Below are 13,297 nucleotides of genomic sequence, written 5' to 3'. Positions count from 1 at the left end.
ATGGCGGATCCTGTACGATAAAACCATCGAACCGGGGCAATGAGGAGAAGACCATGAAGCGTTGTGTGCGATTCAGCCTGATGGCCGGCGCGTTGCTGGCAGGCGGCAGCGCGCAGGCGGCCGACCAGCTGCTGAGCATGCCGATCGACAAGGCGCTGGCGACACCGGGGGCCAAGGAGCGCGTGGACCCGTCGATCAGGCTGCTGTTCGGTTTCAACAAGCTGCCGGGCGCGCAGGACGGCCAGTCTTTCAAGACGGTCAAGCGCATGCGCCGGCCTATCGACAACAGCCGTTCCACCGGTGGCCCGCCGCCGCCGGGCGACGAGGAACTGTGTGCCACCATCTTCATCCAGGCGGTGCAGGAACTGCAGCAGCGCGCGACCAAGGAAGGCGGCAACGCCGTGGTCGATATCCGCAGCAACTGGAAGGACGACGAGACCGCCAGCGACAGCACCTACGTCTGCGCCAAGGGCAGCGCCTACCTCGGCGTCGCGCTCAAGGGCATCGTGGTCAAGGCCGGGATCTGACCGAAGGGATTTCCCGGGGGCGAAAAAAAGCCGGCGAAACCATCGCCGGCTTTTTTTCATGCGCGCGGCTGGTGCCGCGGCATTAGCGCTTGAGCGGATCAGGCGCTCAGGCCAGTCGCCTCGTCCGCGCCGACATGCACGTTCATGCATTGCACCGCAGCGCCGGCAGCGCCCTTGCCCAGGTTGTCCAGGCGCGCCATCAGCACGATGCGCTCGGCCGAGCCGAACACGAACAGGTCCACGCGGTTGGTGTCGTTGCTGGCCTGCACGTCGAAGAAGCCGCCGTCCAGGTTGGCCTCGTCGCCCACCGGCATCACGCGCACGAACTGCTCGCCTTCGTAGTGCTTGCGGTACAGATCGGCGATCTGTTCCGGCGTGACCTTGCGCGCCAGGCGATCCGGGTACACCGGCACCGTCACGGCCAGGCCCTTGAGGAAGTTGCCGACGATCGGGTTGAAGATCGGCGCCTGCGCCAGGCCGGCCTGCACGCGCATCTCGGGCAGGTGCTTGTGCGCGAGGCCAAGCGAGTAGGGGCGCGGGCTGTCCAGCTTCGGGTTACCGCCGGCTTCGAACTCGGCAATCATCTGCTTGCCGCCGCCGCTATAGCCGGTCAGCGAGAACGCGGAGACCGGGTAGTCGGCCTGCATCACGCCGGCTTCCACCAGCGGGCGCACCGCCATCAGGAAGGCGCTGGCGTGGCAGCCCGGCACCGCGATGCGCTTGCTGGTGCGGATCTTCTCGCGCTGGCCGCGCGTGAGTTCCGGCAAGCCGTAGGCCCAGCTGTCCGTGGTGCGGAACGCCGTGCTGGCGTCGATCACACAGGTATTGGGGTTGGTCACCAGCGCCACGGCCTCGCGGGAGGCAACGTCGGGCAGGCACAGGAAAGCGACGTCGGCAGCATTCAGAAAGCGTGCTCGTTCGGCCGGGTCCTTGCGCTTGTCATCGGCGATACGCAGCAGCTCCACATCGGAACGGCCGGAGAGATAGTCGAGCAACCGGAGACCGGTGGTGCCTTCCTGACCATCTACGAACACTTTGAAAACCATGGCGGACTCACTCGGAAATACGAAAGGTCCCATGCCGGAATCGGATGGGAAGCAGCATTGTAACTACGTTGGGGGGAACTGGTGCAGGACAAGCGCGATGTGCCCCGACGTGCCCCGACGTATCCGATATGGACAAGGGCGAAACGGGCATCGTTCCCGCGGTCTCGGCGCTGCTGGAAGTGCTGGATGAGGTGCGCACGGCGTAGCCGGTGCGCCCTCGGCCGTACCAGCTACAGCGGGAAGTCGTAGTCGATCGACAGTGGCGCGTGATCGCTGAACTTCTCGTCCTTGTAGATCGACGTGGCTCGCGCGGTCTCGGCGATCTTCGTCGTGGCCAGATGGTAATCGATGCGCCACCCGACGTTCTTCGCATAGGCCTGGCCGCGGTTGCTCCACCAGGTGTACTGCTCGGGGCGCGGGTCCAGCTTGCGGAACACGTCCACATAGCCGTGCACGTCGAACAGCTCGCCGATCCAGCCGCGCTCCTCCGGCAGGAAGCCTGAGTTCTTCAGGTTACCCTTCCAGTTCTTGATGTYGATTTCCTTGTGGGCGATGTTGACGTCGCCGCACAGCACGATCTCGCGCCCGCTGGCCTTGAGCTGCAGCAGGTGGGGCAGGAAGGCTTCCATGAAGCGGAACTTCGCCTGCTGGCGCTCTTCCCCGCTGGAGCCGGAGGGCACATAGACCGAGATCACGGCAAGGTGCGGATACTGCACCTCGACATAACGGCCTTCGTTATCGAACTCGTCKACGCCGAAACCGGTGATCACCCGCTCCGGCTTGTGGCGCGTGTAAAGGCCGACACCGCTATAGCCTTTTTTCTCCGCATAATGGAAGTAGCCGTGGTAGCCGTGTGGCGCCAGGAACGCTTCCGTCATGTCGGCAGCCTGCGCCTTGAGCTCCTGGACGCAGACCATGTCGGCGTCCTGCTTGCCCATCCATTCGAAAAAGCCTTTCTTGGCCGCGGAGCGGATGCCGTTGAGGTTGGCGCTGATAATCCGTAACATCTCGGGAAATTTTGAAATCAGAGAGAAAAGATGACGCAGCAGACGACGCCGCAGCCCGGCGCTGGCGACCTGAGCCAGACCTTCATCCGCTTCGCGCTCGACGCTGGCGTACTGTCCTTCGGCGAATTCGTGACCAAAGCGGGCCGCAAGTCGCCGTACTTCTTCAATGCAGGCCTGTTCAACCAGGGTGCGATGCTGGGCCAGGTGGCGCAATTCTATGCGAAAACCCTGCTGGCATCCGGATTGGAGTTCGACGTGCTGTTCGGGCCGGCCTACAAAGGCATCACGCTGGCGTCCGCCACCGCGGTGGCGCTGGCCGGGCTTGGACGTGACGTCGGCTTCGCCTACAACCGCAAGGAAGCCAAGGACCACGGCGAGGGCGGCACGCTGGTGGGCGCCAAGCTGCAGGGCAAGGTCGTGATCATCGACGACGTGATCTCGGCCGGCACCTCGGTGCGCGAGTCGATGGCGATGATCCGCGCGGCTGGCGCGGAGCCGRCCGCAGTGCTGATCGCGCTCGACCGCATGGAAAAAAGTGGCACCGCCGACCAGGTCGGGACGCATTCTGCAGTGCAGGATGTGCAGCGCGAATATGGCGTGCCGGTGATCTCCATCGCCAGCCTGAAGGACCTGCTTGCTTACCTGGACGCATCGCAGGATCCCGCGCTGGGCGGCTCGCGCGAGGCAGTGGCTGCCTATCGGCAGCGCTACGGCGTATAGTCTGGAATCTGTTGCCTGCCGCTTGCAGCTCTTTGTCGCAATGCAGCAGATAACAGGGAACCGCGCAGGAAAATCGCCGGTCTGACTGATCTCGCTGGCCGGCCCCCGGATACCCGGGGACGCCAGCGATTCGCCTTGCCGCCCGGCAAGGCGGCGCAGCATCTCTTCAGGAGGTTGGCTGGCGATGGACATCAAGACGATCCGCGAGCAGGCATTCGCCATGCCGCTCACCAATCCGGCCTATCCGATGGGGCCGTACCGCTTCATCCATCGCGAATTCTTCATCATCTCCTACCGTACGGATCCCGAGCTGTTGCGCGCGGTGGTGCCGGAACCCCTCGAGATCGCCGACGCGGTGGTCAACTACGAATTCATCCGCATGCCAGACTCCACCGGGTTTGGCGATTACACCGAATCGGGCCAGGTGATTCCCGTCACCTACCAGGGCAAGCCCGGCAACTACACCCACGCGATGTACCTCGACGACCATCCGCCACTGGCGGGCGGGCGCGAGCTATGGGGCTTTCCGAAGAAGCTGGCCAGCCCCACGCTGGCGGTTCACACCGATACGCTGGTCGGCACGCTCGACTATGGCCCGGTGCGCGTCGCCACCGGCACGATGGGCTACAAGCACCGCGAGCTCGACAAGGACGCGCTGGGCCTGGCGCTGGCGAGCACGCCCAACTACCTGCTCAAGATCATTCCGCACGTGGACGGCTCCGCTCGCATCTGCGAGCTGGTCTGCTACTTCCTGAAAGACGTGCAGATGAAAGGCGCCTGGACCGGGCCGGCGGCGCTGTCGCTGTCGCCCCATGCGCTCGCGCCGGTGGCTGGCCTTCCGGTGCTGGAAGTCCTCGGCGCCAAGCATTACGTTGCCGACCTCACCCTGGGGCTGGGCGAGGTGGTGTTCGACTACCTGGCCTGAGCGGCCACGCATCCAACGATTTTCAACGGTTTCCATCGGTTTCCATCGGTCCCGGCCCATCCGGCCGGCCCGGCTAACCTGAATCATCCAGACAGGAGAAACGTCCATGAAGCTCCAAGGAAAATCCGCCATCGTGACCGGCGCTGCCAGCGGCATCGGCCGCGCCATTGCTGAGCTGCTGGCCAAGGAAGGCGCTGCGGTCGCCATCGCCGACCTGAATCTCGAGGCTGCGCAGAAGGCCGCCGCCGATATCGAAGCTGCCGGCGGGCGCGCCATCGCCGTGGCGATGGACGTGACCAACGAGGACGCGGTCAACAGCGCTACCGAGGAGGTGGCCAAGGCGTTTGGCGGCATCGACATCCTGATCTCCAACGCCGGCATCCAGATCGTCAACCCGATCCAGAACTACGCCTTCTCCGACTGGAAGAAGATGCAGGCCATCCACGTCGATGGCGCCTTTCTCACCACCAAGGCCGCGCTCCAGCATATGTACAAGGACAAGCGCGGCGGCACCGTGATCTACATGGGCTCGGTGCATTCGCACGAGGCCTCGCCACTGAAGTCCGCATACGTTGCCGCCAAGCATGCGCTGCTTGGCCTGGCGCGCGTGCTGGCCAAGGAAGGGGCGGAGTACAACGTGCGCTCGCACGTGATCTGTCCGGGTTTCGTGCGCACGCCGCTGGTCGACAAGCAGATTCCGGAACAAGCCAAGGAGCTTGGCATCAGCGAAGAAGAGGTGATTCGCCGCGTCATGCTCGGCGGCACCGTGGACGGCGTCTTCACCACCGTGGACGACGTGGCGCAGACCGCGCTGTTCCTGTGCGCCTTCCCGTCGGCGGCGCTGACCGGGCAGTCCTTTATCGTCAGCCACGGCTGGTACATGCAGTAAGCGGCAAAAAAGCGGCCGGGTGGCGGTACCGCCGCCCGGCCGGCATGGCCGCATGCAAGGTCGGAAAGCAACGTCATCAAGGAGGGGTCGTGGCAGGTGGACGTCGGCAGAAGCTGGATAAAGTGGCACAGGAAAATACAGCGGCACAGAAAAAGGGCACGCCGAAGCAGGCTGTAAAAAGCGCCGCGGCGGCCGTGGTCGCGAACCCGGCGGCGCCCACGCTCAAACGCGAGGCGCTAAAGCCCGAAGCGCTACGAGAGCCGGAGCCCAACCTCCTGCCTCCCGGCGGCTGCGCGCCGCCGGACCTCGCGCCCGAGGGCGCCGGCCGCAGGCGGCCGGTTCACCATGAATACACGGTCAGGGCGTTGGTACTGCAGGGCGGTGGCGCGCTCGGCTCGTATCAGGCGGGCGTGTACCAGGGGCTGGCCGAGGCGGGCATCCAGCCTAACTGGGTGGCCGGGATTTCAATCGGCGCGCTGAACGCAGCGGTGATCGCGGGCAATGCGCCCGAGCGCAGGGTCGAGCAGTTGCGTGCCTTCTGGGACTACATCTGCCAGCAGCCCTGGCTGCCCAGCCTGCTGCCCTACGAGGTGGCAGCACAGGGCGCCGCGCACTGGCCTGATCCGCTGCGCATCTGGTTCGATGGCATCGAGGCCGCGCGTGCCATCTTCGAGGGCCAGCGGGGCTTCTTCCAGCCGCGTCCGTGGTCCAGCCTGGTGGAGCGCCAGTGCGGGCCCGCCAATGCCAGCTATTACGATACAAGCCCGCTCAAGGCCACGCTGGAGCGCTTTGCCGATTTTGACCGCATCAACTCGCACCATAACGAGATGCGCGTGTCGGTGGGCGCGGTGAATGTGCGGACCGGCAATTTCGCCTATTTCGACAACACCCGGCGCAAACTGCATGCCGAGCATTTCATGGCCTCCGGCGCATTGCCGCCCGGCTTYCCCGCGGTGGAGATCGATGGCGAGTTCTATTGGGATGGCGGCCTGGTGTCCAACACGCCGCTGTCTGAAGTGCTGACGGCCCAGCCCCGGCGCGACGCGCTGATCTTCCAGGTGGACTTGTGGAGCGCGCGGGGCAAGCTGCCGCACAACCTGCTGGACGTGGCCGAGCGGCAGAAAGACATCCAGTACTCCAGCCGCACGCGCACCATCACGGATTACATGAGCGAGCAGCAGAACTACCGGCGCATGCTGAGCGAAGTGATGGCGCTGGTGCCGCAGGGGCAGCGTAACAACGACTGGTACCGCAAGGCGGCGGAGTACGCATGCGATGCGCGCCGCAACGTGATCCAGCTGATCTACCGCGACAAGACGTTTGAAGGCAACGCCAAGGATTATCAGTTTGGCTTGCTGACGATGAACGAGCACTGGACCAGCGGGCTGGACGACATCCGGGAAACGCTGAAACATCCGGAGTGGCTGGCCATGCCGACGCACGAGAAGCCGTTTGTCACGCACGACATCCATCGCGGCAACGGGCATGCCTGACTCAACGCGAAGGGGCTGGCCTGGTCCCTTCGCGTCGCCCTGGTGCCTCAGACCACCTTCAGCTTCGCCAATGCCGGTTTTCCCGGCGGATACGCCGGCTTCAATTTCTCGAACACCGCCATCAGGATCTCCGCCACCATCAGGTTCCGGTGCGACTTCGAATTCGCGGGCACGATATACCACGGCGCTTCCGGCGTGCTGGTCGCGGCAACGGCGGCCTCATAGGCCGTCTCGTAGTTTTTCCAGTACTGCCGCTCTTCCAGATCCTTCGGGTCGAACTTCCAATGCTTCTGCGGATCCGCCAGCCGCGCTTCCAGCCGGGCCTTCTGCTCGTCCTTGGAAATATGCAGGAAGCACTTGACGATGGTGGTGCCGGTTTCCAGCAGCATCGTCTCGAATGCCCGTAGCTGCTTGTAGCGGCGCTCGCATTCGGCTTCGTCGATCCACTCGTGCACGCGCGTGATCAGCACGTCTTCGTAGTGGCTGCGGTTGAAGACCACGATCTCGCCGGCGCGCGGTACCTGGGCATGGATGCGCCACAGGTAGTCGTGCGCGAGTTCTTCGGCGGTGGGGGATTTGAAGCTGACGACGCGGATGCCGAGCGGGTCGAAGCTGCGAAAGACGCCGCGCACGGTGCCATCCTTGCCGCTGGTGTCCATGCCTTGCAGCACGATCAGCAGCTTGCGCTGGTGCTCGGCATAGAAGATGTCCTGCTGCGCGTCGAGCTGGGTGCTCAGTTCGATGAGGCGGGCCTGGTCGGCGGCCTTGTCGCCGCTGGAGAACGGCTTGGCCTCGGGGTTGAAGTCGGCCAGGCTGAAGTTCTTGCCCGAGGTGATGCGGAAATCGGCGAGCGACATTGGCACTCCATAGAGGGCGCGGCCGTGGCTGGCCGCAAGCCCCTATGGTCAGGCAGGCAGCCGGTCCAGGTCAATGCTGCCTTCGAACACCGTGGTCGCAGGGCCGGTCATGCGTACCGGCTCGCCTTCGCCGTCCCAGGCAATCGTCAGGTCGCCGCCATGGGTGTGCACCAGCACCGGCGAGTCCAGCAGGCCGCGGCGAATGCCGGCGACGACCGCCGCGCATGCGCCCGTGCCGCAGGCCAGGGTTTCGCCGGCCCCGCGCTCGAACACGCGCAGGCGGATCGTGTGGCGCTCCACCACCTGCATGAAGCCGGCGTTGACGCGGTTGGGGAAGCTCGCGTGGTGYTCGATGATGGGGCCGTCCTGCAGCACCGGGAACGCCTCGGTGTTGTCCACCACCTGCACCGCGTGGGGGTTGCCCATCGAGACTGCCGAAATCCACCCGGTGCGGCCGTTTACTTCCAGTCCGTACAGCGTATCGCGGCCTTCGGCCTTGGTCGGCAGGCCTTCGGGACGGAACGGCACGCGGGCGGGTTCTAGTTCCGGCGCACCCATGTCGACCGTGACCTGGCCGTCGTCCTGCAGCGTCAAGGTGATCACGCCGTTCATCACCTGCACGCGCACCGAGCGCTTGTCAGTCAGGCCGTGGTCGGTGACGAAGCGCACGAAGCAGCGCGCGCCATTGCCGCAGTGCTCCACCTCGCCGCCGTCGGCGTTGAAGATGCGGTAGCGAAAGTCGACGTCGTCCCGGGTGGGTTTCTCGACCACCAGGATCTGGTCGGCGCCCACGCCGAAATGCCGGCTGGCGAGCGCGCGCCACTGGGCCGGGCTCAGGTTCAGGGTCTGGTGGATGCCGTCAAGCACGACGAAGTCGTTGCCGGCGCCGTGCATCTTGGTGAACTGGAGTTTCATAGTGCGATTGTAGTCGGGCCGTCCGGCGCTTGCTGGCGGCGTGTCGAGGGTGGCGCGGGCTGCATGTTTGCCTGGCGATGCCGCCGCCGCGCCCACGTGGTCAGTAGTTTTCGCGCTCGCCGTCGGGGCGGTGCTTGAAGCGCTTGTGCACCCAGTAATACTCAGTCACGCGGGGGCGGATGCAGTCTTCGAAGAAGGCATTCATGCGCCGGGTGTCTTCGGTCACGCTGTCGCCGGGGTAGTTTTCCCAAGCCGGCAGGATACGCAGCACGTAGCCCCGGTAGTCGGGCAGCATTTCGGTATAGATCGGCACAACCTTGGCCCCCGTCAGCCGCGCCAGGCGTGAAACCGAGGTCAGGGTCAGGGCCTCCACGCCAAAGAACGGGATGTACTCCGAGTCGCGCTCGCCGAAGTCCATGTCGGCGATCAGCTGCAGGGCCTCGCCCTTGCGCAGGCAGCGGATGATGTCGCGCGCGCTGTCGTTGCGGGCGATCATCTTGGCGCCGAAGCGGCCGCGCGCGTGCTTGAGGAACCCGTCGAACAGGTCGTTCTTCTGCTTGGTGTAGAGCGACGCGCCGGAGCGTTTGACGTGCTCGCGCAGGTGGATGGTGAGGCGGATCGCGCCAGCTTCGACGCCGGAGAGATGCAGCGTGACGAGGATGTGGGGCGTGCCGTCCAGCGCCACCAGGTTGGCCTGGTCGTCGATCTGGACCCAGCGGCGCATCTGCGCCTCGCTGCCGGTCCAGAAGATGCCGCGCTCGGCAAAGCTGCGAAAGACGGTGCGGAAGGTCTGCCGCGAGAGCGTTTCGATCTCGGCGTCGGTCCGCTCGGGAAAGCACAGGCGCAGGTTGGTCTGCACCACGCGGCGCCGGCTGCTGGGAATGAGATAGAGCAGGCTGCCCAGGCCTTCGCCGAAGCGTGCCACGAGCGGATAGGGAAGCTTGCCCAGCACGGTCAGGAGGCCGATGCCAAGCCAGGTCAAAATACGGCTCATCGTTGGTCGTTGGAGAGAGAGTCGGGTGCCGGTGCCGGCACGTCCAGGGGGTTGCGCGAGGCATTGGCGGCGGGCGCGCGAGGTGGCTCCGCGGGCGGCAGCTCAGCGCCGCCCGGACGCTTGTAGCGGTTGTAGCCCCACAGGTACTGCGTCGGGCATGCCTTCACCAGCTTCTCGACGGCCGCGTTGATCACCGCGACGGCTTCGGCCTGGTCATCGGGCAGCGGGTCTTTGATGATCTGCATATGGCCGAGGTAGCCGGCGCCACGCGGCAGGCGCTCTGCAAAAATCACCGCGATAGGCGCGCCCGTGAGTTGCTGCAGGCGCTGCACCAGCGTCATGGTGTAGGCCGGCTTGCCGAAGAACGGCGCCCAGGCGCCTTCGCCGCCGGTTGGGACCTGATCGGGCAGGATGCCGATGGCCTCGCCCCGCTTGAGTGCCTTGACCAGCATGCGCACGCCGCGCGGCTGCGCTGGTGCCATGGCCAGGTTAGGGCGCGTGCGCATCTTGACGATCCAGTCGCGCAGCCAGGCCTGGTGCGGCGGCTTGTACAAGGCCGTGACCGGATGCCGCAGGGCAAATGCCTGTGGAAGCACTTCGAAGCAGCCAAGGTGCGGCACCAGGATGATCAGCCCGCGGCCCTGTGCCATCAGCTTGTCGAGTTCCGGCCAGAGCCGGTCGGCAAAGCCGTACATGCGCGCCTCGGGATTGCGCCGGCTCCAGAAATAGGGCATTTCCAGGATCATGCGGCCCGTCGAGCGGGCCGCCTGCGCCACCATCGCGTCGCTGGCGTCGGGGTAGGCATGGCGAAGGTTTTCCCTTAGCCGCGTGCCATAACGTCCTGGCAGGCGTGCCGCCAGCAATCCGAGCGCACCGCCAATGGCGTGCAGCCAAGAGAGCGGCAAGCGGGAAATCAGCCAGAACAGGAAGGTCATCGAATTGCGATAGCGGCCCGGCGGGCCGGGTAGGTCATTAATGTTTTGCCGGGCGCTGCCGTTAGTGGGCAATCAAAATGAATCTGGTGTTGTTACGGGCCCACCGTACGGCTTGCATTGCCTGCGGGCTCGCGCCAGGCCGGAGCCGCGTCGCCGATTGGGTGGCGCGGCCTGGCCGCGACAGCAATCCGGTATTTGGCAGGTGTGCCAGATAACCGGGGTGCTGCAGCGTAGCTTGCAGGCGCGTATAATAGCGCGTATCGCCGAGTTAACTGACAACTTGCGGGGCGATACCGTTCTACCGGAACGGCATGAAAATACCGCTAAAGCGTCGCCGCCCGGGCTTAGAGGTTGGCGCGCAATAGCCAAACCTGGAGAAAAGTTCGTGGCAAACGACTTCTTGTTCACTTCGGAATCCGTCTCCGAAGGCCATCCCGATAAGGTCGCCGACCAAATTTCCGACGCTGTCCTCGATGCCATCCTGGCCCAGGACAAGTACGCGCGCGTGGCCGCTGAAACGCTGTKCAACACCGGCCTGGTTGTCCTGGCCGGGGAAATCACCACGACTGCCAACGTCGACTACATCCAAGTTGCGCGCGACACCATCAAGCGCATCGGCTACGACAACACCGAATACGGCATCGACTACAAGGGCTGTGCAGTGCTGGTCGCTTACGACAAGCAATCGCCCGACATCGCCCAGGGCGTGGACCGCGCCTCCGACGACTACCTGAACCAGGGCGCCGGCGACCAAGGCCTGATGTTTGGCTACGCCTGCGATGAAACGCCGGAGCTGATGCCTTTCCCGATCTACTATTCGCACCGCCTGGTCGAGCGCCAGTCGCAACTGCGCCGCGATGGCCGCCTGCCCTGGCTGCGTCCGGACGCCAAGTCGCAGGTGACCGTGCGTTACGTTGACGGCCGCCCGCACAGCGTGGATACCGTGGTGCTGTCGACCCAGCATTCGCCGGATATCACCCAGGCGCAGATCCGCGAAGCCGTGATCGAGGAAATCATCAAGCCGGTGCTGCCGGCCGAGATGCTCAAGGACACCAAGTACCTGGTGAACCCGACCGGCCGCTTCGTCATCGGCGGCCCGCAAGGCGATTGCGGCCTGACCGGCCGCAAGATCATCGTCGATACCTATGGCGGCGCTTCGCCCCACGGTGGCGGTGCATTCTCTGGCAAGGATCCGTCCAAGGTCGACCGCTCGGCAGCCTATGCTGCCCGCTACGTCGCCAAGAACGTGGTTGCCGCCGGCCTGGCGCGCCAGTGCCAGGTGCAGGTCAGCTACGCCATCGGCGTGGCACGCCCGATCAATGTGACGGTGTACACCGAAGGCACGGGCAAGATCTCCGACGAGGCGATCGCCGCGCTGGTGCAAGACCACTTCGACCTGCGCCCGAAGGGCATCGTGCAGATGCTTGACCTGCTGCGCCCGATCTACGAGAAGACCGCTGCCTACGGCCACTTTGGCCGCGAAGAGCCGGAATTCTCGTGGGAAGCAACCGACAAGGTCGCGCTGCTGCGCGCGGCTGCCGGCCTGTAAGGCTGCCGCGAACCTCGCATCGGAGAAGCACYGCCCAACACCGCCTTCGGGCGGTGTTTTTTTTCGCGCTCGCGGTGGCATTCCTGGCTTGCCACGGCCTTGTCCTGGATCAAGCGGGGCAAGGCAGGGCGTGGCGCGCCATGGCCGCGAGGGTAGAATCGCGGGATGGCAAGGCGGCCCGGCGAGTGGCGCTTTGTTCGCCTGCCGCGGTGCGCGCATGCGCGCCCAAGACCGCCGGAGCCCGCATACCGAGGATGCCCAATGTCACTTGATTCGACCCTTACCCCTTCCACGCCCACCCCCGCCACTGCGCCCGGGGCGGCCGCGCCCGCGTTCAACCTGATCCGGCCCCAGCCCTATACCGAGTGGGCTCCGCAGCTCGATGCCGGCACCAAGGCAGGGTTGCGCCGCGAACTGGAGCAGGGCGCCGTGCTGTTCTTCCCCCAGCTGCGCTTCCAGTTCGAGCCTGGCGAGGCGCGTTTCCTGGACAGCCGCTGGTCGGACGGCAAGTCAAAGAACATCAACCTGCGCGCCAACGACCAGGCCGTGCGCGGTGCGACGGGCGGCGAGCAGGACCTGAAAGACCTGTACGTGCTGATTCGCCGCTATGCCGAGTACAGCGAGAAGCTGGTGCTCAGCCTGTTCCCTGAATATGGCCCGCATATGGTGCGCGCCGGCACCTCCCTGCGCCCGAGCGAGATCGCCGGGCGGCCGGTGAGCTGGCGCAAGGACGACACGCGGCTGCATGTGGATTCCTTCCCGTCCAACCCGATGCTGGGCCAGCGGCTGCTGCGCGTGTTCCACAACATTGACCCGCAGGCGCCGCGCGTGTGGCGGGTGGGCGAGCCGTTTGGCGATTTCGCCAAGCGTTTCGTGCCGAAGACCAAGGGCATGTGGCCGGGGCAGGCGCGGGTGATGGAGATGCTGCACATCACCAAGCGCCGGCGCTCGGAGTACGACCATCGGATGCTGCAGCTGCACGATCTCGCGAAAGCCGACCTGGAGTATCAGGCCAATGTGCCGCAGCAGGAATTTCAGTTCCCGCCCGGGTCGACCTGGATCGTATTCAGCGACCAGGTGCTGCATGCGGCTATGCGGGGCCGCGCCATGATGGAGCAGACTTACTACCTGTCGCCAAAAGCGATCTCGGACCATACGCATTCGCCCGAGGCCGTGCTGGCGAGGATGCTGGGGCGGCCAATGGTGGTGGGCTGATTGGTGGGCTGAGGTTTGGTTTGAGCTACGGGGCGGGTGGTAGTTACGCCGTCGCGCTGTACCAGACCAAGGGCTCCGCTTCCAGTGGCTCCTAGCTGATATGACTCCCCCGTGTCAATCGAGATTGGTTTGATTCAGTTTCACAGTTGCATGTTGTTCCCCAATTTCCTGGAGGGCGACGTAGCAGTAAGTCTCGACGGTGGATCACGCTGATATCCGCGGGTT

The 13,297-nt window shown here is 65.0% G+C and carries 13 protein-coding genes; 7 read left to right on the top strand and 6 right to left on the bottom strand.

All coding sequences use genetic code 11. The annotated features are described in order from the left end of the window. Positions 1 to 53: 53 nt before the first annotated feature. Complete coding sequence (locus AC1DS3_RS15135) at positions 54 to 527, top strand: excinuclease ATPase (protein WP_477127459.1); 474 nt, start codon at positions 54 to 56, stop codon at positions 525 to 527. Between the two features lie 98 nt (positions 528 to 625). Here the strand turns inward: AC1DS3_RS15135 and argC are convergent, their stop codons facing one another. Further along, entirely contained in the window at positions 626 to 1,573 is a 948-nt protein-coding gene (argC, locus tag AC1DS3_RS15130) for an N-acetyl-gamma-glutamyl-phosphate reductase (RefSeq protein ID WP_174426063.1), read from the bottom strand. 230 nt (positions 1,574 to 1,803) lie between these two features. Further along, positions 1,804 to 2,580, bottom strand: coding sequence for an exodeoxyribonuclease III (locus tag AC1DS3_RS15125; RefSeq protein ID WP_477127458.1), 777 nt, complete (start codon positions 2,578 to 2,580; stop codon positions 1,804 to 1,806). Positions 2,581 to 2,610: 30 nt separating this feature from the next. On the opposite strand from AC1DS3_RS15125, the gene pyrE reads away from it, so the two are divergent. The 4 genes from pyrE (at position 2,611) to AC1DS3_RS15105 (ending at position 6,607) form a co-directional block, all read left to right on the top strand. Further along, positions 2,611 to 3,300 carry an orotate phosphoribosyltransferase gene (pyrE, locus tag AC1DS3_RS15120; RefSeq protein ID WP_477127457.1) on the top strand — a complete coding sequence of 230 codons (690 nt, stop codon included), beginning with the start codon at positions 2,611 to 2,613 and terminating at the stop codon, positions 3,298 to 3,300. Positions 3,301 to 3,484: 184 nt separating this feature from the next. Next, positions 3,485 to 4,225: an acetoacetate decarboxylase gene (locus tag AC1DS3_RS15115; protein WP_441640849.1), complete on the top strand. Its 741-nt coding sequence runs from the start codon at positions 3,485 to 3,487 to the stop codon at positions 4,223 to 4,225. Positions 4,226 to 4,331: 106 nt separating this feature from the next. Continuing rightward, a complete protein-coding gene (locus AC1DS3_RS15110; RefSeq protein ID WP_441640848.1) occupies positions 4,332 to 5,114 on the top strand; it encodes a 3-hydroxybutyrate dehydrogenase in 783 nt (260 codons plus the stop codon). Positions 5,115 to 5,389: 275 nt separating this feature from the next. After that, positions 5,390 to 6,607, top strand: coding sequence for a DUF3734 domain-containing protein (locus AC1DS3_RS15105; protein WP_441640893.1), 1,218 nt, complete (start codon positions 5,390 to 5,392; stop codon positions 6,605 to 6,607). A gap of 47 nt (positions 6,608 to 6,654) precedes the next feature. Here the strand turns inward: AC1DS3_RS15105 and AC1DS3_RS15100 are convergent, their stop codons facing one another. The 4 genes from AC1DS3_RS15100 to AC1DS3_RS15085 all read right to left on the bottom strand — a co-directional run bounded on the left by AC1DS3_RS15100 (position 6,655) and on the right by AC1DS3_RS15085 (position 10,308). Then, positions 6,655 to 7,464 (bottom strand): polyphosphate kinase 2 family protein, encoded by an 810-nt coding sequence (locus AC1DS3_RS15100; protein ID WP_441640847.1) that lies wholly within the window; start codon positions 7,462 to 7,464, stop codon positions 6,655 to 6,657. A 48-nt stretch (positions 7,465 to 7,512) separates the two neighbouring features. Continuing rightward, positions 7,513 to 8,379: a diaminopimelate epimerase gene (dapF, locus tag AC1DS3_RS15095; protein WP_477127456.1), complete on the bottom strand. Its 867-nt coding sequence runs from the start codon at positions 8,377 to 8,379 to the stop codon at positions 7,513 to 7,515. 100 nt (positions 8,380 to 8,479) lie between these two features. Beyond that, positions 8,480 to 9,373 carry a lipid A biosynthesis lauroyl acyltransferase gene (locus AC1DS3_RS15090; protein WP_441640845.1) on the bottom strand — a complete coding sequence of 298 codons (894 nt, stop codon included), beginning with the start codon at positions 9,371 to 9,373 and terminating at the stop codon, positions 8,480 to 8,482. Next, positions 9,370 to 10,308 carry a lysophospholipid acyltransferase family protein gene (locus AC1DS3_RS15085; RefSeq protein WP_441640844.1) on the bottom strand — a complete coding sequence of 313 codons (939 nt, stop codon included), beginning with the start codon at positions 10,306 to 10,308 and terminating at the stop codon, positions 9,370 to 9,372. The genes AC1DS3_RS15090 and AC1DS3_RS15085 overlap by 4 nt, the downstream gene beginning before the upstream one ends. A 385-nt stretch (positions 10,309 to 10,693) precedes the next feature. On the opposite strand from AC1DS3_RS15085, the gene metK reads away from it, so the two are divergent. Continuing rightward, positions 10,694 to 11,857 (top strand): methionine adenosyltransferase, encoded by a 1,164-nt coding sequence (metK, locus tag AC1DS3_RS15080; RefSeq protein ID WP_477127455.1) that lies wholly within the window; start codon positions 10,694 to 10,696, stop codon positions 11,855 to 11,857. A gap of 261 nt (positions 11,858 to 12,118) precedes the next feature. Then, positions 12,119 to 13,072, top strand: a complete 954-nt coding sequence (locus tag AC1DS3_RS15075; RefSeq protein WP_441640843.1) for a Kdo hydroxylase KdoO — start codon at positions 12,119 to 12,121, stop codon at positions 13,070 to 13,072. Positions 13,073 to 13,297 lie beyond the last annotated feature (225 nt).

It is taken from the genome of Cupriavidus sp. 01L46 (assembly GCF_056399905.1).
This window is presented reverse-complemented; position numbering and strand designations above follow the sequence as displayed.